Origin of the sequence: Umezawaea sp. NPDC059074 (assembly GCF_042738955.1) — a bacterium.
GTDB lineage: Bacteria > Actinomycetota > Actinomycetes > Mycobacteriales > Pseudonocardiaceae > Umezawaea.
The window spans coordinates 1-23,019 of record NZ_JBHYHC010000083.1 but is presented as its reverse complement, the minus strand read 5'-3'; the positions used below and the strand labels follow the sequence as shown (position 1 = coordinate 23,019).

Genomic DNA, 23,019 nt, shown 5'->3' with positions numbered 1-23,019 from the left:
TGCCCACCCAACTCGACCCCGCCTCGCCGCGAGCTGAAGCTGTGAGGGCTGGGAGGCCGATCGCGAGGTCGGCGGCAAAGGCCGGTGGGAAGGTGCAGTGGAGATGCTTGCGGTGGATGCCCCGAGGGCTTGCGGAAAGCCTGTGAAGGCCGGCATCGAGCGATGCTCACCCGGTCGGAGAAAGCGAAACGCGCCTGTGGGTGCCTGATCCGGTGAAGGACCATGCACCCACAGGCGCGAGTGGCCGGGTCAGTCCGACGGGTCGGCTGGGGCGGTGGGTTGGAGGACCGAGCGGGGGAGCACCTTGGCTCGGAGTGCCAGGGGGGCGTTGCGGTTGAGGCTGCGGCGGACGTCGTCCACTGCTTGAGGCAGCTGCGGGTCCGCGTCGGCTTTGCCGCTGTACCAGGAGCGTTCGATGGCTCCCACCACCGAACGCAGGCCGTCGCGGCCCTGTTCGTCCAGGTTGTGGGCCCTGGCCATGCGCCTGGCCGCCACGCGGACGGTTTCCGTGGCCGGGATGCGGGTGCCGCGGTCCACGGACTCCGCGATCAGTTCCTCCCACGCCGCGTTGGCCGCCTGGTCACCCAGGCCCGCGATGGAGTGCAGGCGGTTGCGCCTGCGGACCGCGCGCACGACCGCCGGGGACGCGGCTATGCCCAGCAGCAGCAGCGGTACGGCCAGCCACCACGAGTACAAGGCGACCGCGACCGTGGCCGTCACCGCCCACATTCCTGCCGCGGCGGCGGCGGTCGCGGGGCGGGCCCACGGTTGGGACGCCAGGGCCGGGATGCTGCCCAGGAACAGCAGCAGCACGGTCAGGAGCGCTGCCAGGCCACCCGTCACGGCGAGGGTGATCCAGTGCCACTGGGGGATCTGCTCGACCGGGGCCGTGCCCGCGAGGTTCTGGGTGTCGACCACCGGGGCGGCCGAGCTGGACGTGACCACCGCGCTGGAGGACGCCGCCGCCGACGGGTCCTGGGCGTCGGGGGCTTGGGCCTGGCCTTCGTCGCCGGTGCCGCCGATGTAGGACGGGACGACGCCGCGGCCGTCGGTGAGCGGGGTCGGGTCGAAGACCATCCAGCCGTAGCCCGCGAAGTAGATCTCCACCCACGCGTGGGCGTCCAGGCTGGTGATGGTCTTGTAGTCGTCCGTCGGGTAGCCGCCGGTGAAGCCCAGCGCGACCCTGGCGGGCAGGCCGATCGAGCGGGCCATGACGGCCATCGACGCGGAGTACTGCTGGCAGAAGCCGGTCTTGCTGTTGATCACGAAGTCGACCAGCGCGTCGGCGTTCGTGTCGCCCTGGGTCTTCGTCGAGTACTTGAAGCCCTGCGTGCCGTCGGTGAAGAACTTGTACAGCGCCGTGGCCTTGTCGAACTTCGTCGTCTCGTTCTGGGTGATGGTCCTGGCCAGCGTGGAGATCACCGGGTCGATGCCGTCGATCTTGAAGTACACCGGGTCGATGCCGTCGGCGCTGCCGTTGGCCTTGCGCAGCTCGTCGGCCGACGGGTTGGTCAGCACGGTCTCCAGCGTGTACGGGCCGACCTTGTGCTTGCGGAGGCTGTAGACCATCCCGCGGGTCGAGTCGTAGCGCCACGTGTCGTCGGTGTTGTCGATCTTGCGAGGCCTGCCGTAGACCGGCAGCCACACGTCGTTCCAGCCGACCGGGTCGATCTCGACCTTGGTGGTCTTGCCGTCGCCGGGGTCGCCGGGCTGCGCGTCCAGGTCGCCCCTGGCGGGCTGGCCCTCCGAGAGCGCGCCGCCGATGGACCACTCGCCGTTGGCCGGGTCGTACTGCTGGAGCGTCATCGCCCGCAGGTACGCCGACTCCGGCAGGCCGCGGACGTGGAACAGCTCCCTGGTCTCACCCTGGTTGAGCATGCCGCGCAGCTCGGTCAACGGCTTGAGCCCCAGGCCGTCCGCGCCGCCGCCCGCCGCGGTGCCCGCTCCGGGCAGCCTGCCCACGGTGCCGATCAGCGTGAAGGTCGCGCCCGCGAACAGGGCGATCACCACGGCCATGCCCGCCACGGCCGTCGCGGCACGCCCGGAGCTGCTGCCCCCGGTGCCGCTCATCCGTCCTCGCCACGCCTCGTGGCGGTGCTGGCCGTCGACCACGAGCAGCAGCGCGAACGATCCCGCGCCGAGCACGAACGTCCACAGCGGTAGCATCTCGTCGGCCAGCGACGCGGGCACGGCGAACACGCACAGCAGCACCAGCCCGGACGCGGCCGGAGCCGCGGCGCCCACCGCGAGGGTGTCGACCAGCACCGCGACGAGACCCATCGCGAGCATGATCAGGCAGCGCATCGCCGGGCTCTCCGCGACCGGCGGGACACCGGTCTGGACCTCGCCGATGGAGTTGCCGAGCACCGTCCACAGATCGCCGAGCGACTCGGGGCCGGGCAGGACCACCAGGAAACCGGTCCTGGTGAAGAGGGTGACCAGCAGGCACAGCAGCGCGAGGATCTGGCCGACGCCCACCAGCGGGGCGGGCAGCCGGAACGCGCGGAACACCAGGCCGGTGCCGCTGACCACGGCGACCGCGATCAGCACGTAGAAGATCCACAGGCTGCCGGTGACCACGCCGGACAGCGCGGTCGCCGAGCACACCACCGCCAGCGCGGCGACGGCGGGCGTCACCGACCCGCTCCAGTCCCCACCACCCGCCGAGGCACGGCCGGGGCTCGCCGCGGCGGGCGGTCTCTGCTGAAAAGCTCCGGGCATCAGCCAACCTCCGTGCGCGCCAGCGGCCCGCGGTCACCCGCGGCGCGGCGCGGCTTTTGCCGGGCTTGGGGCAGGTCGTTCGGGACTGCGGTGAGTCGGAGGGGCACGCTGGGCACGAGCCCACCTCCGGTGCAGTGAGGCTCTTGCCGGGCCCAGGGCACGTCGTCCGAAGACCTGGTGGGTCGGAGGGGTGTGCCGGACGTCGGCCCACCTCCGTGCGCGCCTTCGGTGTGGCGCGGCTTCTTCCGGGCCCAGAGCACGTCGTCCGAGGACCTGGTCAGCTGGAGGGATGTGCCGGGCATCGGCGAACCTCCCTGTGCGCCTGCGGCGTGGCGCAGGTCTTGCCTGGCCAGGGGCAGGTCGTTCGAGTGCGCGGTGGGTCGGAGGGGTGTGCTGGGCATCAGCCCACCTCCGTGCGCACCACGGGGCCGCGGTTGCCCGCGCTGTGGCACAGTTCTTGCCAGACCTGGTTCATCGGGCTGCCCGGCTTGGCGATCGAGACGCCCCAGCCCGCGATGTGCAGCAGGCGGCGCGTCTCCTCCACGTCCGGTGACGGGTCCTCGGTCGGGCCCGCCCACTCGGCGACGTCGAGCACCACGGCGAGGCTGCGCATCCCGCGCGGTCGGTAGCGGACGAGGCCGTCCACGACGGCCGGGGTGCACGCGCCGAGGATGGCGATGACCTCCTGGCCCGCGCCGGGGTCGATGCCCGCGGCGAGTTCCCGGCGGTGGGAGGGTTGCAGGGCGGCCAGCGCGTCGAGCACCACGGAGTCGCTGTGGCCGCCGTCGCCCGCGCCGCCCGCGAGGACGCGGCCGTCCTCGGCGACGAGCTTGACCTGGTGGCCGAAGCGGTGCAGGTGCAGGCAGATGCTGGCCGTCATGGACACGGCCCACTCGAGGCTCGCGCTGGGGCCGCTGCCGCGGTGCGCGGTCAGCCGGTGGTCCAGCAGCACGGTCGTGCCGCCGCGCCACGGGCGTTCCTCCACGCGCACCATGAGCTGGTCGCGGCGCGCGGTCGAGCGCCAGTGGACCTTGCGCAGGTCGTCGCCGTGCCGGTACTCGCGGACGATCGCGTCGTCCTCGCCCTGGCCGCTGCGCAGCCGGATCGAGCCGTCGTCGCCCGCGCCCATGCCGGAGCCGCTGGGCAGGCCGGTGAGCCCGGTGATCCGGGGCACCACGACCAGCCTGCTGCGGCCCGCGAGCTCGCGGTCGTACTCCACCAGCCCGAACGGGTCGGTGATCCGGGCCATCAGCGGGCCCACCTGCTGGATGCCGCGCATGACGGGCTTGAGGGGGTAGCGCAGCGCGGTGGCGGTGCTGCGCGGCAGCCGCTCCACCACGAACCGGGGCCTGCTGCCGAGCGCGTACGGGACGTTGTCCTCCAGGAGCAGCCCGCCGGTGGGGAGCCTGCCGGTGCTGCGCAGCTCGACGCGCACCTCGGTGGCGGACCCGACCGGGACGCGGCTGGGGTAGAGGAAGCGGGACGCGTGCAGCCCGACCCGCGCGCGGGTCGCCAGCCAGGCGGCCAGCAGCGGCAGCGCGACCACGAAGGCCGACACCCGGAGCAGGTCGCGCTCGTTGAGGACGAGCGCGCACAGCCCCGCGGCGAAGCCCGCGGCGAGCAGGCAGCGGCCGCGGGTCGTCAGGCCGGAGAGAGCTCCACGCATCTCAGCGGGTCGTCCCTGCGGGGAACTGGCCGTTTGCGGGTGTCGCCTGCGGCACCGGCACCCGCTGGATCAGCGCGCGGATCAGGTCGGCGGGGGAACGGCGGGCGGCCTGGGCCTCGGCGGTCAGGACCAGCCGGTGCGCCAGCACGGGCACCGCGACGGCGTGGATGTCGTCCGGGACGACGAAGTCGCGGCCCGCCAGCGCGGCCTGCGCGCGGGCGGCGCGGACGAGGTGCAGCGTCGACCGCGGGGACGCGCCGAGCCGCAGCTCGGGCAGCCTGCGGGTGGCCGACACCAGTTCCACGGCGTAGCGGCGGATCTCCTGCGACAGGTGCACGCGGCGGACCGTCTGCACCAGCTTCAGGATCTGCGCGGCGTCCGACACGGGGCGCAGCTCGTCCATCGGGTTGTTGCCCGCGTGCTCGTCCACCATCGCCAGCTCGGCCGCCGGGTCCGGGTAGCCGATGGACACGCGCGCGGTGAACCGGTCCCGCTGGGCCTCCGGCAGCGCGTACGTGCCCTCCATCTCGATCGGGTTCTGGGTCGCGATCACCATGAACGGGGCGCCGAGGGGGTAGGTCTTGCCGTCGACCGTGACCTGGTGCTCCTCCATGCACTCCAGCAGTGCGGACTGGGTCTTGGGGGAGGCGCGGTTTATCTCGTCGCCGACCACGATGTTCGCGAACACCGGACCGGGGCGGAACTCGAACTCGTTGCCCTGCCGGTTGTAGATCGACGAGCCGGTGATGTCGCTGGGCAGCAGGTCCGGCGTGAACTGGATGCGGCTGACCGTGCAGTCGATCGACCGGGCCAGCGCCTTCGCGAGCGAGGTCTTGCCGACGCCGGGGACGTCCTCCACCAGCAGGTGGCCCTCGGCGAGCAGGGCGACCAGCGAGACGCGGACGACGTCCGGCTTGCCGACGAGGACCTTCTCCACGTTGGCGGCGATCCGCTGGACTGCCGTGTGCAGTTCGCCGAGCACGTCGTCAGGTCGCGTCTGCGGTGTGTGGGCAGCACTGGTCACCGTGGGGTTCACGGCCTGCGCGCCCTTGCCGAACGCGTGGTCCGGAAGTGCTGCGGGCTGGGTACTCGGGGTCACTCGACCTCCTGGAGCGGGGCTCACCCGCGACCGGTGTGGAAGCGGTGAGCGTTTCACGCAGTGTGTCAAACCAGGGCGAAGTGCCCTAGCCCCGATTCGACCGGATCCTGACGCTACTTACGACGTGCGGGGTTGCACCACGGTTCATTTTCCCCTCATCTCCACGATCCCCCACCACCGGCGTACGTGAACCTGTTTTCACCGATTTTGCTGGTCCGTTCGGGTGGCAAAACGGCCCTTCGGACTCACTCGGGACGGTGGGCGTCGCTCGCTTCCCCCACCGTCCACCACGCGCCGCGCAAGCCTCCTACCTGCGAATATGCCTTTGGGGTCACTGAGGAAACACCTGTTTCGGCGTTGACTGTGGTGAAAAGTGGGGTACTGTGGCGCCCGGTGGGGCTGACGGGGGCTCCACTGCCGCTCGGAGTCGGGTCGGCAGGAGGTGTGGAGGTGCCATGTTCCTCGGCACGCACCTCCCCAGGCTGGACGACAAGGGTCGGCTGACGCTGCCCGCCAAGTTCCGGGACGCGCTAGCGGGGGGTGTCATGGTCACCAAGGGCCAGGACCACTGCCTCTTCGTGTTCCCGCGAGCCGAGTTCGAGCAGATGGCCACGAAGGTCGCCGCGGCCTCGTTCACGAACGAGTCCGTCCGCGCGTACCAGCGCTACCTGTTCGCCAGCACGGACGAGCAGCGGCCGGACGGGCAGGGCCGCATCTCGATCGTCCAGGAGCTGCGCAACTACGCCGGTCTGACCAAGGAGTGCGCGGTCATCGGCGCGGTCAACCGGTTGGAGATCTGGGACTCCCTGGCCTGGCAGCGCTACCTCGAGGCCCATGAGGGCAGCTACGCCGAAGTGCGGGAGGAGGTCCTCCCTGGAGTCTTCTGATCGGCCGTGAGTTGCACGACGTGGTTCGGGTGCCGTGAGGCCTCGGTCCGCTCGGCTTTCGGCCCTGGCGCACCTTCCCCGGCGCCAGGTTCGACGGGCGGGCGGGGACCTGACGACACCCGACCTCCACGTTGTGGCGGTCCTTCACGAAGCAAGGGAGGGGGCTTGAGATGGCGGAGCGACCACAGCACGTGCCGGTCCTGCTCGACCGCGTCCTCGAGCTGTTCGCCCCCGCTCTGGCCGACCGGCCCGCCGTGGTGGTCGACACGACCCTCGGGCTCGGCGGTCACGCCGAGGCCCTGCTCAAGGCACACCCGCAGCTGACGTTGGTGGGGCTCGACCGCGACCCGCAGGCCATCGAGCTGTCGAGCAAGCGGCTCGCGGACTTCGGCGACCGCGTCAAGTTCGTCAACGTCACCTACGACCTCATCGCCGACGCGCTGGACGACCTCGGGCTGTCCGCCGTGGACGGTGTCCTGATGGACCTCGGCGTGTCCTCGCTCCAGCTCGACGCGCAGGACCGCGGGTTCGCGTACTCCAGGGACTCACCGCTGGACATGCGGATGAGCGCGGGCACCGGCCAGACCGCGGCGGACGTGCTCAACACGTACCCGCCGGGCGACCTGGTGCGGATCCTGCGCGACTACGGCGAGGAGCGGTTCGCCAAGAAGATCGTCAGCGCGGTGGTGAAGGAGCGCGAGCGCGAGCCGTTCACGAACAGCGGGCGGCTCGTCGAGCTGCTCTACGCCGCCGTGCCCGCGGCGACCCGGCGCACCGGCGGCCACCCGGCCAAGCGGACCTTCCAGGCCCTGCGCATCGAGGTGAACGAGGAGCTGGAGTCGCTGCGGCTCGCGCTCCCCGCCGCGCTCTCGGTGCTGAAGGTGGGCGGACGGCTCGTCGTGGAGGCCTACCAGTCGCTGGAGGACCGGATGGTGAAGCGCGCGATCGCCGAGCTGTCCGTGTCGCGCAGCCCGCAGGGGCTGCCCGTGGAACTGCCGGGCTACGGGCCCGAGTTCAAGCTCGTCACCAAGGGCGCCGAGCTGGCGAACGAGCAGGAGATCGAGGAGAACCCGAGGGCGGCGCCGGTGCGCCTGCGGGCCGCAGAACGGATCAAGGAGGCGTCATGACCGCACCAGCTCGATCGGGCGGCACCTCCCCGTCCCCTCGTCCGCGCCCGGACAAGCCCCGCGAGCGGGCGCTCAAGGCCGTGCCCGCGACCGAGGGCGGCTCGCGCTCGCGGTCCGCCGCGACCGAGCGCGCCTACGCGCGGCGCGCGCAGCGCACCCAGAACCTCCGCGGGGGCGCCGCGACGCCGCAGCGCCAGCCCAGCCCGGTGTCGAAGGCCCCGTTCGTGGTGATGGTGATGGTCGTGCTGATCGTCGGCCTGGCCGCGATCATGTGGCTGTCGACGCAGGCCGCCGCGGACTCCTACAAGCTCCAGGAAGCGCACAACCAGGCCACGCAGCTCTCGCTGCGGGTCGAGCAGCTGCGCCAGGAGGTCGCGCTCGCGGAGTCGCCGACCAAGCTGGCCGAGGCCGCCGCTCGGCTCGGGCTCGTGCTCGCGGGCGACCCGGCGAAGCTCAAGCAGCTCCCGGACGGCTCGGTGCAGGTCTACGGCAAGCCGTCGGCGGTGGAGGCCCCCGCGCCCCCGCCGCCCGCCTCCACGGCCCCCAGCTCGCCGCCGCCGAGCGCGCCGCCCACCAGCCAGTCGGCCACGCCTCCCGCCGGTGAGCAGCAGCAACAACCCCCTGCCGATCCGCAGAACCAACAGCCGCCAGTGTCGCCAGGAGGTTAGTCATGCCGGGGCCCAGCAGCGGCAGGCAAGCCCGACGTCCGCTGTCGGTGCGGGCGACCCGCCCGGCCAAGCGGCGCGGGGCCAACGCCCGCGTCCGCCTGACCGTCGGTCGGCTGCTGCTCGTCAGCGCCCTCCTGCTGGCGGGGATCAAGCTCGTGCAGGTGCAGGGCTTCGAGGCCGAGGCGCTGTCGCTCAAGGCCGAGCAGCAGCGCGCCACGCCGATCAGGATCCCCGCCGAGCGCGGGGCGATCCTCGACCGCAACGGCAACCAGCTCGCGTTCAGCATCGCCGCGAAGCAGCTGTACGTGGTGCCGCAGCTGATGCGGAAGAACTGGGCGGAAGCGCTCGCGAAGGACCCGAAGATCGGCAGCTTCGAGGACCACGCCAAGGCCATCGGCAAGGCCGTCGAGCAGGTCCTGGGCAAAGAGGTCGACGGTCAGAAGACCGACGAGAAGACCATGACCGACAAGATCCTGACGGACACCACCTACATCGAGCTGGTGGACAACGTCGACCCGACGAAGGCCGCCGCGGTCCGCAAGCAGTTCAGCGAGATCGGCGCGGAGAACCGGGCCGTGCGGGTCTACCCGAACGGCAAGCTGGCGTCGAACATCGTGGGCGCGGCGAACTGGCGCAAGGACATGCAGCCCGCCGCGACGCACGGCCTGCTGGGGCTGGAGAGCTCGCAGGACAACCTGCTCGCGGGCAACGAGGGCCGCAGGGTCGTGGACACCATGCAGGGCAACGACGCCGTGGTGATCCCCGGTCCGGACCGCGACCGCGAGCTGGAGCCCGCGACGCCGGGCAAGAGCCTGGAGCTGACGCTCGACATCGACACCCAGTACGTGCTGCAGAACATGGTCACCGACTACACGGCCAAGAGCGGCGCGAAGAGCGGCTCGGCCGTGGTGCTGGACAGCAAGACCGGCGAGATCCTGGCGATGGCGAACGACAAGACGTTCGACCCGCGGGACTTCGGCAAGGCCACCGAGGACGAGAAGCGCAACAACGCGGTGTCGTCGCTGTTCGAGCCCGGCTCGGTGAACAAGATCATCACCGCCGCGGGCGCGATCGAGAACGGGCTGTTCCAGCCGGACGAGGTCATCACCGTCCCCGGCAGCATCCAGGTCGCCGACCGCAAGATCAACGATGCCTGGGTGCACGGCGACCTGGACATGACGTTCACCGGCATCTTCGCCAAGTCGTCCAACGTCGGCACGTTGATGGCCGCCCAGAAGCTCGGCGAGGACAAGTACGCCGAACTCCTGCGCAAGTTCGGCCTCGGCAAGCGCACGAACTCGGGTCTGACCGGCGAGGAGGCGGGTCTCGTCCCGCCGCGCAACCAGTGGTCCGGCTCGACGTTCGGCAACCTGCCGATCGGCCAGGGCCTGAGCATGACGCTGCTCCAGATGACCGGGATGTACCAGGCCATCGCGAACAACGGCCTGCGGATCCCGCCGCGGATCATCCGCGCCGAGGTGGACGACAACGGGGCCCGCAAGGAGACCGAGCGGCCCGAGGGCGTCCGGGTGGTCAGCCCGGAGACGGCGAAGACCGTGCGCGACATGTTCCGCGGCGTGGTCCAGGACGCGCCCGGCCAGACCGGCACCGGCAAGGCCGCCGCGCTGTCCGGCTACCAGATCGCGGGCAAGACGGGCACCGCCCAGCAGATCGACAAGGACTCCGGCCGGTACAGCAACTCGCTCTACTGGATCACCTTCGCGGGCATCCTGCCCGCGGACAACCCGCGCTACGTCGTCGGCATCATGCTCGACGGCCCCACCGGCACGCCGTTCAGCGGCTCGGCCGCGCCGCTGTTCCACGACATCGCCTCGTACCTCTCGCAGCGCTACCAGGTGCCGCTGTCGGCCGAGCAGGCGCCGGTGCTGACGCTGACGCCGTGAGCTGCGGCGGAACCGACCGGACGTGATCTGCGTCTACCCGACGACCGGTGGTCGCCGGACCCGGTGGCGGTGACCGGATACCACGGACGCGCACCGCGGCGCCCACCCGTGCCGGAGTGCCCGCCGGACGGGGCGAACACGTTGTCCCACCGGCACAAGCGGCCGTGACCGTCCGTGTCGGACTGATCGCGATCCCGTGGTGCCGACACCTCGTCGAGGTGACCGGATGAGATGTCCACCTTGGACAACCCACGAGGAGAGGAGGGCGATCTTGGCCGATCTTCCGCCGAACGCGCATGCGCCGGTCGGCCACGCTCCGTGCGCCGGTAGCCTTCCGCGCGTGCCTGCCAAGCTCCAGGGCAAGGTCGCGACCGCCCCGCCTCGCCCTTCCCGCATCCAGCCTGTCGCCGTGTCCGAGCTCGCCTCGGTCGTCGACGCGCACCTGACCACGCCCACCTACGCCCACGTGCGGGTGAGCGGCGCGACGCTGCGCGCCCAGCACGTGGTCCCCGGAGACCTGTTCGCCGCCCTGCCGGGCGCGCGGGCGCACGGCGCCGACTTCGTGGAGGGCGCGCTGGCCGCGGGGGCCGCCGCCGTCCTCACCGACCAGGCGGGCGCCGACCGGCCCGCGCTGCGCGACGCCCGCGTGCCGGTGCTGGTGCACCCGGACCCGCGCGGCGTGCTCGGCCTGCTGGCCGCCCGCATCTACGGCTACCCGTCCACGAAGCTCGCGGTCTGGGGCATCACCGGCACGTCCGGGAAGACGACGACCAGCTACCTGGTCGAGTCCGCGCTGCGCGCCGCGGGCCACCGCACCGGCCTCATCGGCACGGTCGAGACCCGCATCGCCGGTGAGCGCCTGGACAGCGCGTTCACCACCCCCGAGGCGCCCGACCTCCAGGCGCTGCTCGCCGTCATGGTCGAGCGCGAGGTGCTCGACGTCGTGATGGAGGTGTCCAGCCACGCCCTCGACCTCGGTCGGGTCGCGGGCACCGAGTTCGCGATCGGCGCGTTCACCAACCTGTCGCAGGACCACCTGGACTTCCACCCGGACATGGAGGACTACTTCCGGGCGAAGGCGCAGCTGTTCGACGGCCGCGCCCGCACCGAGGTCGTCTGCGTGGACGGCGAGTGGGGCCGCCGCCTCGTCACGCCGGACACGGTGACCGTGGCGACGACGACCGACGCCGCGTGGACCTCGGGCGAGGTGTCCGTGACGGCGACCGGCGAGCAGTCGTTCACCGCGCACGGCCCGGACGGGCTCGCGCTGCCGATCACCCTGCGGCTGCCGGGCTCGTTCAACGTCGCCAACGCCCTGCTGGCCATCGGCTGCCTGCACGCCGCGGGCGTGGCCCCGAAGGACATCCAGGCGGGCTTGGCGGCCGTCCAGGTGCCCGGCCGGATGCAGCGCGTCGACGAGGGCCAGGAGTTCACCGCCGTCGTCGACTACTCGCACAAGCCCGCCGCCGTGGCGCTGGCGCTGGACGCCGTCCGCAAGCAGGTCGAGGGCAAGGTCATCACCGTCCTCGGCTGCGGCGGCGACCGCGACACCGCCAAGCGCCCGCTGATGGGCGAGGAGGCCGCCCGCCGCAGCGACCTGCTGGTCGTGACCGACGACAACCCGCGCAGCGAGGACCCGGCCGCCATCCGGTCGGCCATGCTCGCGGGGGCGCTCGCGGTGCCCGAGGCCGAGCGTGGTGAGGTCGTGGAGATCGGCGACCGCGCCGCGGCCATCGAGCACGCCGTCGCCCACGCCCGTCCCGGCGACGTCGTCGTCGTCGCTGGCAAGGGCCACGAAACCGGCCAGGAGGTCGCGGGTGTGATCCAGCCGTTCTCGGACGTGGACGCGCTCGCCGCCGCGATCAGGGGAGCCCGCACGTGATCCAGCTCAGCCTCGCCGAGATCGCAGAGGTCGTCGGCGGGACCCTGCACGGGCCCGATGCCGTCGTCACCGGCTCCGTCGAGTTCGACACCCGCGAGATCGGGGCGGGCAGCCTGTTCGTGGCGCTGCCCGGCGTCCGGGTCGACGGCCACGACTTCGCCGCCGCCGCGATCGCCGCGGGGGCGGTGGGCGTGCTGGCCGCGCGCCCGGTCGACGGCCCCGTCGTGGTCGTGCCGCCGGTGGACGACGCGCACACCCGGTCGGTGGCGCTGACCGGCGACACCGACGGCTCGGGCGCCGCCGTGCTGGCCGCGCTGGCGAAGCTGGCCCGGCACGTGACGGACCGGCTGGTCGAGCAGGGCCTCGTCGTCGTGGGCGTCACGGGCTCGTCCGGCAAGACCTCGACCAAGGACCTCATCGCGCACCTGCTGGAGCAGATGGGCCCGACGGTCGCGCCGCCCGGCTCATTCAACAACGAGCTGGGCCACCCGTGGACGGCGCTGCGCGCCACCGCGGACACCCGCTACCTGGTGCTGGAGCTGTCGGCCCGCGGCCCCGGCCACATCGCCGCGCTCTGCCACACCGTGCCGCCGAGCATCGGCGTGGTGCTCAACGTCGGCACCGCGCACCTGAGCGAGTTCGGGTCGCAGGCCGCCGTGGCCCAGACCAAGGGGGAGCTGGTCGAGGAGCTGCCCGCCGAGAACGGCGTGGCGATCCTCAACCTGGACGACCCGCTGGTCGCCGCGATGGCCTCCCGCACCAAGGCGCGCGTCGAGTACTTCGGCACGCACTCCGAGGCGCAGGTCCGCGCCGACGACATCGTGCTGGACGACCAGGCGCGGCCGAGCTTCACGCTGGTGACGGCCGAGGGCCGCCACCCGGTGACGCTCGGGCTGCACGGCGCCCACCACGTGGGCAACGCGCTGGCCGCCGCCGCCGTCGCGCTGAACCTGGGCGCGTCGGCGGAGGAGGTCGCCGGGTGGCTGTCCACCGCGGGTCGGCGCTCCGCCCGCCGCATGGAGGTCACCACCCGCCCCGACGGCGTGACCGTGCTCAACGACTCCTTCAACGCCAACCCGGAGTCGATGAGCGCCGCACTGAAGACGCTCGCCACGATGGCGCGCGCGGGCAACCCCAGGCGACGCGCCTGGGCGGTGCTCGGCGTCATGGGCGAGCTGGGGGACAACACCGTGTCGGCGCACGACGAGATCGGGCGCTTGGCGGTCCGCTTGGACATCAGTCGTTTGGTTGTGGTCGGCGAGCAGGCGAGGCCGATGCACCAGGGCGCGAACCTCGAGGGTTCGTGGGGAGAGGAGTCGGTGCTGGTGCCGGACGTCGAGGCGGCGATCGCGCTACTGCGCGAGGAGCTGCGGGGAGATGACGTTGTGCTGGTGAAGGCATCGAAGGCCGCCGCGTTGTGGCGGGTCGCGGACGCGCTGCTGGAGGCGGGCACCAAGTGAAGAGCATCCTGATCGCAGCGGCCATCGCGCTGCTCGTCTCGATCATGCTGACGCCGTACCTGATCAAGGTCTTCTCCCGGCAGGGGTTCGGCCAGGAGATCAGGGAGGAGGGTCCGCAGAGCCACAAGACCAAACGCGGCACCCCCACCATGGGTGGTGTGGCGATCCTGATCGCGATGTGGGCCGGGTACCTCGGCGCGCACGCGGTCAACGCCATGTCGGACTCCGCGCAGGGCCAGACGCCCAGCGCGTCCGGCCTGCTGGTGCTGATGCTGACGTCCTCGCTCGGGCTCGTCGGCTTCCTGGACGACTTCATCAAGATCCGCAAGCAGCGCAACCTGGGCCTGAACAAGACCGCGAAGCTGGTCGGCCAGTTCGTCGCCACCATCGTCTTCGCGATCCTGGTCATGCAGTTCGCCAACCGCGAGGGCATCAAGCCCGCGTCGGTGAACCTCTCGTTCGTCCGCGACATCTCCGTGGTGTCGTTCGGCGTCGTCGGCTTCGTGGTGTTCTGCTACGCCGCGATCTCCGCGTGGTCCAACGCCGTGAACCTCACCGACGGCCTCGACGGCCTCGCGGGCGGCAGCTCGGCGATGGTGTTCGGCACCTACGTGGTGATCAGCTTCTGGCAGTTCCGCTACAACTGCTCCACCTCGCCGCTCGCGGGCTGCTACGACGTGCGCGACCCGCTGGACCTGGCGCTCGTGGCCGCCGCCGCGATGGCGGGCTGCATCGGCTTCCTGTGGTGGAACGCGGCCCCGGCCAAGATCTTCATGGGCGACACCGGCTCCCTCGCGCTCGGCGGTCTGGTGGCAGGCCTGTCCATCGCCACCCGCACCGAGCTGCTGATGGTCGTCATCGGCGGCCTGTTCGTCGTCGAGGCGCTGTCGGTGGTGCTCCAGGTCGCGGTCTTCCGCACGTCCCGACGGCGGCTCTTCCGCATGGCCCCGTTCCACCACCACTTCGAACTCGCCGGGTGGGCCGAGACCACGGTGATCATCCGGTTCTGGCTGCTGGGCGGGATCTGCTGCATGTTGGGGCTCGGCCTGTTCTACAGCGACTGGCTGACCGCGGTCGGGAGCTGACCCGGTGACGACCTTCCTCGACGGCAAGCACGTCCTGGTGGCGGGCGCGGGCGTGACCGGCCGCTCCGCCGCCGAAGCCCTGCTGGCCGCGGGCGCCCAGGTGACCGTGACGGACGGCTCGGCCGACCGCCTGCTCGCGCTGGAGACGCTGCTGTCCGGCGTCGCGCTGGTGCCCGGTCTGACCGAGCCGCCGCGGGGCACGGACCTCGTGGTCACCAGCCCCGGCTGGCGGCCGGAGAGCCCGCTGCTCGCCGCCGCCACCGCCGCGGGGATCGAGGTCGTCGGGGAGGTCGAGCTGGCGTGGCGGATGGCCGCCGAGCTGGCCGACCCGCCGGTGTGGCTGGCCGTCACCGGCACCAACGGCAAGACCACGACCGTCGGGATGCTGGAGTCGATCCTGCGGACCGCGGGCATCGACGCGGTCGCCTGCGGCAACGTCGGCCTGCCCGTCGTGGACGCGCTGCTGGCGGGCCACCGGGTACTGGCGGTCGAGCTGTCGAGCTTCCAGCTGTACTGGTCGCCGTCGGTCCGGCCGTTCGCGGGCGTGCTGCTCAACCTGGCCGAGGACCACCTCGACTGGCACGGCGGCATGACCGCCTACGCCGACGCGAAGGCGCGGGTGCTGACCGGCGAGATCGCCGTCGGCGGCGTCGACGACCCGCTGGTGGCCGCGCTGCTCAAGGCGTCCCCGGCGGGCAGGCACGTCGGCTTCACCCTGGACGAGCCCGCCACCGACCAGCTCGGCGTCGTGGACGGCGCGCTGGTCGACCGCGCGTTCGGCGGCGACGAGCGGCTGGTCGCCGTCGACGAGGTCCGCCCGGCCGGTCCGCCCGGACTGGCCGACGCCCTCGCCGCCTCCGCGCTGGCCCGTGCCTACGGCGTCCCGGCCGCCTCGGTCCGCCAGGGGCTGCTGAACTTCCGGCCCGGCGCGCACCGCGCGGTCGTCGTGGCCACGTCGGAGGACATCACCTACGTCAACGACTCCAAGGCCACGAACCCGCACGCGGCCGTCGCGTCGCTGCGGTCGCACGCCAGCGTCGTGTGGCTCGCGGGTGGCCTGCTCAAGGGCGCGTCGGTGGACGATCTGGTCGCGGCCGAGGCGCACCGGCTGCGCGCGGTGGTGCTGTTCGGCGAGGACCGCGACGAGATCGCGGCCGCGCTGGCCCGCCACGCCCCGCACGTCCCGTGCGCCGTGGTGGACGCGACCGACCGCGACGCCATGGCCACGGTCGTCCACGCCGCACGGGAGCTGGCGAAGCCCGGTGACGTGGTGCTCCTCGCCCCGGCCGCCGCGTCCATGGACATGTTCACCGACTACGCCCACCGCGGCCACGCCTTCACCGAGGCCGTGCTGGACCTCGTCGAGCACGAGAGGGCTCGCGCCTGACCCCGTGTGGGGATGGCGTGAGCTTTCGAACCCGGATCGGGCAGAAATCTGGTCACCCCTAGGATTTGGCGCATGATCGCCGTCGCCACCTCGCGACACGCGCCGAATGTTCGTTCGTCGATGCAATTCGCGGGAGACGATGAACTCATGACTGCGGTGGTGGGGGCATGACGGTGGTGGACCGGCCGAAAGCGGGGGCGAAGGCGGCCAAGCCTCGTCGTCGAGTCGTCGGGGTCAAGAGCTCGTTGACGGCGTGGTTGAGCCGTCCGCTCGCGGACTTCCACCTGTTGCTGGCGATCTTCGGCCTGCTGACCGCCATCGGGCTCGTGATGGTGCTGTCGGCGTCGGTGCCCGGCGAGGTCGCCGTGGGGCAGTCGGCGTACTCGGTCTTCCAGAAGCAGTTGACCTACGTGGCCGTCGGCTCGGTGCTGTTCTGGGTGGCGCTGCGGATCCCGCTGCGCCAGGTCCGGCACCTGAGCACGATGGCGATGCTCGGCTGCGTCCTGCTGCTGGTGCTGGTCCTCACGCCGCTGGGCACGGACATCAACGAGACCCGCTCCTGGTTCGTGATCGGGCCGGTGTCGTTCCAGCCGGTCGAGGCGGCGAAGCTCGCGCTCGCGCTGTGGGGCGCGCACGTGCTGGTGACCAAGCGGGCGCTGCTCAACCAGTACCGGCACCTGCTGGTCCCGGTGGTGCCGGTGGCGCTCGGCGTGTTCACGCTGGTGATGCTCCAGCCCGACCTCGGCGGCACGATCACGCTCGGCGTGGTGCTGCTCAGCCTGCTGTGGTTCGTCGGGGCCCCGATGCGGGTGTTCGGCGTGCTGCTGATCGGCGCGGTCGGCGGCGCGCTGGTGCTGGCGATCGGCGCGACCTACCGGCTCGCGCGCGTGCTGTCGTTCCTCGACCCGGAGGCCGACCCGCTGGGCGCGGGCCTCCAGGCGCAGCAGGCGGAGTACGCGCTCGCCGAGGGCGGGCTGTTCGGCAAGGGGCTCGGCCAGGCCAGCTCCAAGTGGGACTACCTGCCCAACGTGCACAGCGACTTCATCTTCGCGGTGATCGGCGAGGAGCTGGGGTTCCTCGGCTGCGCCGTGGTGCTCGGGCTGTTCGCCATGCTCGCCGTGGTGGGCCTGCGGATCGCCGCGCGCAACACCGACCCGTGGATCCGGATGGTCGCGGCGACGCTGACGGTGTGGCTCGTCGCGCAGGCCGCGATCAACATCGGCTACGTCGTGCGGCTGCTGCCGGTCACCGGCATCACGCTCCCGATGATCTCCTCCGGCGGCACGTCCGTGGTGACCACCATGGTCGTGTTCGGGCTCCTCGCGAGCTGCGCGCGGCACGAGCCGGAAGCGGTGTCCGCGTTGCGGCACATCGGTCCCGGCCGCGTCGGCGGCGTGCTGCGGCTGCCCGCGCCGGAGGCCTACAAGCCGCCGCCCAAGCGCAAGCCGGTGCGTCCCTCGACGCCGCCGCGCGCGCCGGGCAGGCGGGCGGCCGCGCCCCAGCCGCCGGACGAACGCCGGATGGCGGGCCGGTCGGCCCCGCCCTCGGAGTACCGTCGCCGCGAATCCCGCAAGGGCACCCAGGGATCGGCCCGCAACCGGCGAACCGGTCGTGACGGGCGTTAGCAGCACTCGTGCAGTCGAACTAGGAGGAAACGCGTGACGGGGCAGGACCGGGTTCCCCAACGGGGCGGACCGTGCGTGGTGGTCGCCGGAGGCGGCACCGCGGGGCACATCGAGCCCGCACTGGCCCTGGCCGACGCGGTCATGCGGATGCGGCCGGACGCGCGGGTGATCGCGCTCGGCACCGAACGCGGCCTGGAGACGAAGCTGGTGCCCGCCCGCGGCTACCAGCTGGAGCTCATCCCGCCGGTGCCGATGCCGCGCAAGCCGACGCCGGACCTGTTGAAGCTGCCGCTGAAGGTCCGCGACTCGGTGCGCCAGACCAGGGAGATCCTGGAGCGCTACCACGCGGACGTCGTGGTCGGCTTCGGCGGTTACGTCGCGCTGCCCGCGTACCTCGCGGCGCGCGGCCGGGTGCCGATCGTGGTGCACGAGGCGAACGCGAAAGCGGGGCTGGCCAACAAGGTCGGCGCGAAGTTCGCCGAGCGCGTGGCGGCGGCGGTCCCGGACTCGGGGCTGTCGGAGGCCGAGATCATCGGCATCCCGCTGCGCCAGTCGATCACCAGGCTGAACCGGATGGCGCTGCGCGCGCAGGCCCGCCAGTTCTTCGGGCTGCACCCGCACGCCCCGACGCTGCTGGTGTTCGGCGGCTCGCAGGGCGCGCAGTCGCTCAACAAGGCCGTGTCCGGCGCGGCGTCGGCGTTCGCGTCGGCGGGCATCGGCGTGCTGCACGCGCACGGCCCCAAGAACACCCTCGCGGTGCAGTCGATGGCGGGCGGTCCCGCGTACGTCCCCGTGCCGTACCTGGAGCGGATGGACCTCGCCTACGCCGCCGCCGACGCGGTGCTGTGCCGCTCGGGCGCGATGACCGTGGCCGAGGTGTCCGCGGTCGGGCTGCCCGCGGTGTTCGTGCCGCTGCCGATCGGCAACGGCGAGCAGGCGCTCAACGCCGGGCCCGTGGTGGCGGCGGGCGGCGGCCTGATGATCATGGACGCCGACCTGACGCCCGAGCGGGTCGCCCGCGAGATCGTGCCGCTGATGGCCGACCGCGCGCGGCTGGCCGCGATGAGCGCCGCGACGCTGGGCACCGGACGACGGGAAGCCGACGAAGTGCTGGCCAGGATGGTCCTCGAGGTGATCAAGAAGTGAACACGCTGGAGCGGGTCCACCTGGTCGGCATCGGCGGGGCGGGGATGAGCGGCATCGCCCGCATCCTGCTCGCCCGCGGCCTCCGGGTGTCCGGTACCGACGCCAAGGACTCGCGCACGGTCCTCGCCCTGAGGGCGCAGGGCGCGCTGGTCGCGGTCGGCCACGACGCGAAGAACCTGGACCAGCTCGACGGCGGTCCGACGGCGGTCGTGGTGTCCACCGCGATCCGCGAGGACAACCCGGAGCTGGTCGAGGCCCGCGAGCGCGGCATCACCGTGCTGCGCCGGGCCGAGGCGCTGGCCGCGCTGATGCTCGACCACCGGGTGGCCTGCGTCGCGGGCACGCACGGCAAGACGTCGACCACGTCGATGCTCACCGTGGCGTTGCAGCACTGCCGGGTCGACCCGTCGTTCGCCATCGGCGGCGACCTGAACGAGTCCGGCGCGAACGCCCACCAGGGCACCGGCGGCGTGTTCGTGGCCGAGGCCGACGAGAGCGACGGCTCGTTCCTGTACTTCGCGCCGTCGGTCGCGGTCGTGACGAACGTCGAGGCCGACCACCTGGACCACCACGGCACGGTCGAGGCGTACGTGGCCGTGTTCGACTCGTTCCTGGAGCGCATCGAGCCCGACGGCGTCCTCATCGCCTGCGTCGACGACCCCGGCGCGGCGGCGCTGGCCGAACGCGCGGGCAAGCTCGGCATCCGGGTCCGCCCGTACGGCCGGACCGCGTCCGGCAAGGGCTCCGCGACGCTGACCGGCTTCCGCCCGCACGGCGGCGGCGGGCTGGCGACCGTGGAGCTGGACGGCGAGGTCGTCGAGGTGGAGGTCGCCGTTCCGGGCGAGCACATGGCCGCCAACGCCCTCGCGGCGCTGCTGGCGGGTCTGGAGCTGGGCGCGGAGCGGGACGGCCTCCTGGAGGGGCTGGCGGCGTTCGGCGGCGTCCGGCGGCGGTTCGAGTTCAAGGGCCGCGAGGCGGGCGTCCGCGTGTACGACGACTACGCCCACCACCCGACCGAGGTGGCCGCGCAGCTCACGGCGGCCCGGCCGATCGCGGGCGAGGGCAAGCTCGTCGTCGTGTTCCAGCCGCACCTCTACTCGCGCACCCGCACGTTCGCGACCGAGTTCGGCGCGGCCCTGGGCCTGGCGGACGAGGTCGTGGTGCTGGACGTCTACGGCGCCCGCGAGGACCCGGAGCCCGGCGTGACGGGTGGGCTGGTGGCCGAGGCCGTGCCGCTGCCCGCCGGGCAGGTCCACTACGAGCCGTCGTTCGACCGCGTGCCCGCGCTGGTGGCCGGACTGGTCACCGAAGGCGACCTCGTGGTCACCATGGGTGCGGGCGACGTCACGATGCTCGGCCCGGAGATCGTCAGCGAGTTGGGGCAGAAGGCATGAGCACGCCGGTTCGCGGTCGGCCACCCCGCACCGCCGGGAAGTCGTCGGCCGCGGACCGGGCCCGCGCTCGTCGAGCCCGGCGGGTGCCGGGCCGGGTGAGCCGCCGGACCGTGGTGCGGCGGCGGGTCGTCGCACTCCTGGTCCTGGTGTCCGTCGTCGGCCTGGTCGTCGGGGTGTTCTTCACCCCGCTGCTCGGCGTGGACGACGTCGACGTCCGGGGTGCGAAGGAGCTGACGGTCGACCAGGTCAGGGCCAAGGCGGCGATCAAGCCGGGGTCGCCGATCGTCCGGGTCGACGTCCACGGCATCGCCGACCGGGTGCGCGAACTGCCGCGCGTCGAATCGGTCGAGGTCGCCCGCAGCCTGCCCGGCACGGTCCGGCTGACCATCGTGGAGCGCTCGCCGGTCGCGTTCGTGAAGTCGACCGACGGCGTGCACCTCGTGGACGGCTCGGCGAAGGACTACGCCACCATCGCGATGCCGCCGATCGGCCTGCCGGAGCTGCAACTGGCCGTGGACGCCCAGCCGGCGCTGAAAGCGGCCGTCGGCGTCCTGACGCAATTGCCGGAGAAACTGCGGGCCGAGGTGCTGTCGATGTCGGCGCAAACCGGCGCGGACGTGAAGCTGGCGCTGTCCGGCGGCCGGGAGGTGCGGTGGGGGAGCCTCACCGACACCCAGCGCAAGGCCGCCGTGCTGGAAGTGCTGCTGACCAGGGACGGGACCGTCTTCGACGTGTCCAGCCCCGAGCTGCCCACGGTGTCCTGACCGATTTCCGAAAACCCGTCGTGCTCCCGTGGCGAAGGCATTGATACTCACCGCATGGAATTGACGAACGACCGAGTGGACCCGCCCTTCTCCGGATCCGAGCGCGTGCAGCTCGGCGGATTTCTCGACTACCTGCGTGACACGATCGTGTACAAGTGCAAGGGTCTTTCGGACGAGCAGGCGTCGCGCTCGACGCTGCCCTCACCGCTGATGACGGCGGCCGGAATCGTGAAGCACCTGAGGTGGGTAGAGGCGTACTGGTTCCAAACGGTGCTCCTCGGCAAGCAGGACATGGCGCCTTACACGGCGGAGGATCCGGACGCGGACTGGCGCGTGGAGACGGGCGAGACGATCTCCGGATTGCTGAACGACTACGCTGCGCAGTGCGAAGTGAGTCGCGAGATCGTCACGGGCCTGGAGTTCGACCACGAGGTCCCGTTCCGTGGCGAAGGCACTGTTTCCGTGCGCTGGGTGTTGATCCACATGGTCGAGGAGACCGGTCGGCACGCGGGGCACCTCGACGTCGTGCGCGAGCTCCTCGACGGTCTGACCGGCGAGTAGTGGTAGCGCACAGTGCCGATCGGTATCGCGACCTACGGCGTGGCCGCTGGACTGAGGCACCACTGGTGCATACCGTCCAGCAACAACATACGGGGTTGACATAACTCTGGACCTCTGGTTGAGGTCGAGGGTTTCAATCCGGGTGGAGGTCCTTCCGGGCTGACCCGGCGACCACCATCCAGCGCATGGGCACGAACACGATCAGGAAGGCGGATCCGATGACGCCCCCGCACAACTACCTCGCGGTGATAAAGGTCGTCGGTATCGGTGGAGGCGGCGTGAACGCCGTCAACCGCATGATCGAGGTCGGGCTCAAGGGCGTCGAGTTCATCGCGGTCAACACCGATGCACAGGCACTGCTGATGTCCGACGCCGACGTCAAACTGGACATCGGCCGCGAGTTGACCCGCGGACTCGGCGCCGGGGCGAACCCCGACGTCGGCCACAAGGCCGCCGAAGACCACCGCGAAGAGATCGAAGAAGTCCTCAAGGGCGCCGACATGGTGTTCGTGACCGCCGGTGAAGGCGGCGGCACGGGCACCGGTGGCGCGCCCGTCATCGCGGCCATGGCGCGCAAGCAGGGCGCCCTGACGATCGGTGTCGTCACCCGGCCGTTCTCCTTCGAGGGGAAGCGGCGCGCGAAGCAGGCTGAAGAAGGAATCCAGCAGCTCCGCAACGAGTGCGACACGCTCATCGTCATCCCGAACGACCGGCTGCTCCAGCTCGGCGACATCGGTGTCAGCCTCATGGACGCCTTCCGCTCCGCGGACGAGGTCCTGCTGTCCGGTGTCCAGGGCATCACCGACCTGATCACGACCCCCGGTCTGATCAACCTCGACTTCGCCGACGTGAAGAGCGTCATGTCCGGGGCCGGATCGGCCCTGATGGGCATCGGCTCGGCGCGCGGGGAAGGACGAGCTGTCACAGCGGCGCAGAAGGCGATCAACTCGCCGCTGCTGGAAGCGTCGATGGAAGGCGCGCACGGCGTGCTGCTGTCGATCGCGGGCGGATCCGATCTTGGATTGTTCGAGATCAACGAGTCCGCGTCGCTGGTGCAGGAAGCCGCGCACCCGGACGCGAACATCATCTTCGGAACGGTCATCGACGACTCGCTCGGCGATGAAGTGCGGGTGACCGTTATCGCGGCGGGTTTTGACAGTGGCGGGCCTACGCACAAGAAGCTGGAACCGCAGGTGTTGAGTTCTCCGCAGCGGGGGACTGTGGTGTCGGGGGCTTCCGGGCAGTTGAGCCAGCCGGCTCCGGTGGCGCCTCAGCCGCCGGTGGAGGCGGCTCCGCCGCCTATCCCGCCTCGGCCTACTACGGTGCCGCAGCAGGCTCAGCCTGTGCAGAACACCGGGGCGTTCCAGACGCCTCAGCCGACGATGCCTCGGACGTTCTCGCAGAGCAACCTGCCGAACCAGCACGGGTCGGGGAGTTCGTTGCCCAGTCGGCCGTTGCCGGTGACGGATGATCCGGATGACGAGGTTGATGTGCCGCCGTTCATGCGGCGCTGATCTTTGACGGTGAAGGCCCCTCTGCCTGATGGCAGGGGGGCCTTTCGTTTGGGGTGGTCCGGTGCTGTGGGGGCTAACCCCCGGTTGCGCCAATTATCCCACCCTCTTTCGTCTTGTCAAGGCTGGAAA

17 protein-coding genes are annotated in these 23,019 nt (G+C 71.7%); 14 read left to right on the top strand and 3 right to left on the bottom strand.

Annotated elements, in window-relative coordinates:
* Positions 1 to 249 precede the first annotated feature (249 nt).
* The 3 genes from ACFWW9_RS30450 to ACFWW9_RS30440 all read right to left on the bottom strand — a co-directional run bounded on the left by ACFWW9_RS30450 (position 250) and on the right by ACFWW9_RS30440 (position 5,486).
* Positions 250 to 2,721, bottom strand: a complete 2,472-nt coding sequence (locus ACFWW9_RS30450; RefSeq protein ID WP_390384999.1) for a transglutaminaseTgpA domain-containing protein — start codon at positions 2,719 to 2,721, stop codon at positions 250 to 252.
* Between the two features lie 400 nt (positions 2,722 to 3,121).
* Positions 3,122 to 4,387 (bottom strand): DUF58 domain-containing protein, encoded by a 1,266-nt coding sequence (locus ACFWW9_RS30445; RefSeq protein ID WP_390384997.1) that lies wholly within the window; start codon positions 4,385 to 4,387, stop codon positions 3,122 to 3,124.
* A gap of 1 nt (position 4,388) precedes the next feature.
* On the bottom strand, positions 4,389 to 5,486 hold the full coding sequence (locus ACFWW9_RS30440; protein ID WP_390384995.1) for an AAA family ATPase: 1,098 nt from the start codon (positions 5,484 to 5,486) through the stop codon (positions 4,389 to 4,391).
* 455 nt (positions 5,487 to 5,941) lie between these two features.
* On the opposite strand from ACFWW9_RS30440, the gene mraZ reads away from it, so the two are divergent.
* The 14 genes from mraZ to ftsZ all read left to right on the top strand — a co-directional run bounded on the left by mraZ (position 5,942) and on the right by ftsZ (position 22,890).
* Positions 5,942 to 6,373 (top strand): division/cell wall cluster transcriptional repressor MraZ, encoded by a 432-nt coding sequence (mraZ, locus tag ACFWW9_RS30435; protein WP_390384993.1) that lies wholly within the window; start codon positions 5,942 to 5,944, stop codon positions 6,371 to 6,373.
* A gap of 170 nt (positions 6,374 to 6,543) precedes the next feature.
* Entirely contained in the window at positions 6,544 to 7,500 is a 957-nt protein-coding gene (rsmH, locus tag ACFWW9_RS30430) for a 16S rRNA (cytosine(1402)-N(4))-methyltransferase RsmH (RefSeq protein WP_390384991.1), read from the top strand.
* The gene (locus ACFWW9_RS30425) at positions 7,497 to 8,168 is read left to right on the top strand and encodes a hypothetical protein (protein ID WP_390384989.1); all 672 of its coding nucleotides are present in this window, start codon (positions 7,497 to 7,499) and stop codon (positions 8,166 to 8,168) included. Before rsmH ends, ACFWW9_RS30425 begins: the two co-directional genes overlap by 4 nt.
* A 2-nt stretch (positions 8,169 to 8,170) precedes the next feature.
* Positions 8,171 to 10,072 (top strand): peptidoglycan D,D-transpeptidase FtsI family protein, encoded by a 1,902-nt coding sequence (locus ACFWW9_RS30420; protein WP_390384986.1) that lies wholly within the window; start codon positions 8,171 to 8,173, stop codon positions 10,070 to 10,072.
* Between the two features lie 340 nt (positions 10,073 to 10,412).
* Positions 10,413 to 11,954, top strand: coding sequence for a UDP-N-acetylmuramoyl-L-alanyl-D-glutamate--2,6-diaminopimelate ligase (locus ACFWW9_RS30415; RefSeq protein WP_390384984.1), 1,542 nt, complete (start codon positions 10,413 to 10,415; stop codon positions 11,952 to 11,954).
* Positions 11,951 to 13,414 (top strand): UDP-N-acetylmuramoyl-tripeptide--D-alanyl-D-alanine ligase, encoded by a 1,464-nt coding sequence (gene murF, locus ACFWW9_RS30410; RefSeq protein ID WP_390384982.1) that lies wholly within the window; start codon positions 11,951 to 11,953, stop codon positions 13,412 to 13,414. The genes ACFWW9_RS30415 and murF overlap by 4 nt, the downstream gene beginning before the upstream one ends.
* Positions 13,411 to 14,499 (top strand): phospho-N-acetylmuramoyl-pentapeptide-transferase, encoded by a 1,089-nt coding sequence (gene mraY / locus ACFWW9_RS30405; protein ID WP_390384980.1) that lies wholly within the window; start codon positions 13,411 to 13,413, stop codon positions 14,497 to 14,499. The genes murF and mraY overlap by 4 nt, the downstream gene beginning before the upstream one ends.
* 4 nt (positions 14,500 to 14,503) lie before the next feature.
* Positions 14,504 to 15,886 carry a UDP-N-acetylmuramoyl-L-alanine--D-glutamate ligase gene (gene murD, locus ACFWW9_RS30400; protein ID WP_390384978.1) on the top strand — a complete coding sequence of 461 codons (1,383 nt, stop codon included), beginning with the start codon at positions 14,504 to 14,506 and terminating at the stop codon, positions 15,884 to 15,886.
* A gap of 167 nt (positions 15,887 to 16,053) precedes the next feature.
* On the top strand, positions 16,054 to 17,511 hold the full coding sequence (gene ftsW / locus ACFWW9_RS30395) for a putative lipid II flippase FtsW (RefSeq protein WP_390384976.1): 1,458 nt from the start codon (positions 16,054 to 16,056) through the stop codon (positions 17,509 to 17,511).
* A gap of 33 nt (positions 17,512 to 17,544) precedes the next feature.
* On the top strand, positions 17,545 to 18,657 hold the full coding sequence (gene murG / locus ACFWW9_RS30390; protein WP_390384974.1) for an undecaprenyldiphospho-muramoylpentapeptide beta-N-acetylglucosaminyltransferase: 1,113 nt from the start codon (positions 17,545 to 17,547) through the stop codon (positions 18,655 to 18,657).
* A gap of 44 nt (positions 18,658 to 18,701) precedes the next feature.
* Positions 18,702 to 20,051 carry a UDP-N-acetylmuramate--L-alanine ligase gene (murC, locus tag ACFWW9_RS30385; RefSeq protein WP_390385036.1) on the top strand — a complete coding sequence of 450 codons (1,350 nt, stop codon included), beginning with the start codon at positions 18,702 to 18,704 and terminating at the stop codon, positions 20,049 to 20,051.
* Positions 20,048 to 20,815 carry a cell division protein FtsQ/DivIB gene (locus ACFWW9_RS30380; RefSeq protein WP_390384972.1) on the top strand — a complete coding sequence of 256 codons (768 nt, stop codon included), beginning with the start codon at positions 20,048 to 20,050 and terminating at the stop codon, positions 20,813 to 20,815. Before murC ends, ACFWW9_RS30380 begins: the two co-directional genes overlap by 4 nt.
* Positions 20,816 to 20,869: 54 nt before the next feature.
* Positions 20,870 to 21,376: a DinB family protein gene (locus ACFWW9_RS30375; protein ID WP_390384970.1), complete on the top strand. Its 507-nt coding sequence runs from the start codon at positions 20,870 to 20,872 to the stop codon at positions 21,374 to 21,376.
* 218 nt (positions 21,377 to 21,594) lie between these two features.
* On the top strand, positions 21,595 to 22,890 hold the full coding sequence (ftsZ, locus tag ACFWW9_RS30370) for a cell division protein FtsZ (RefSeq protein ID WP_390385034.1): 1,296 nt from the start codon (positions 21,595 to 21,597) through the stop codon (positions 22,888 to 22,890).
* The last annotated feature ends 129 nt before the right edge of the window (positions 22,891 to 23,019 follow it).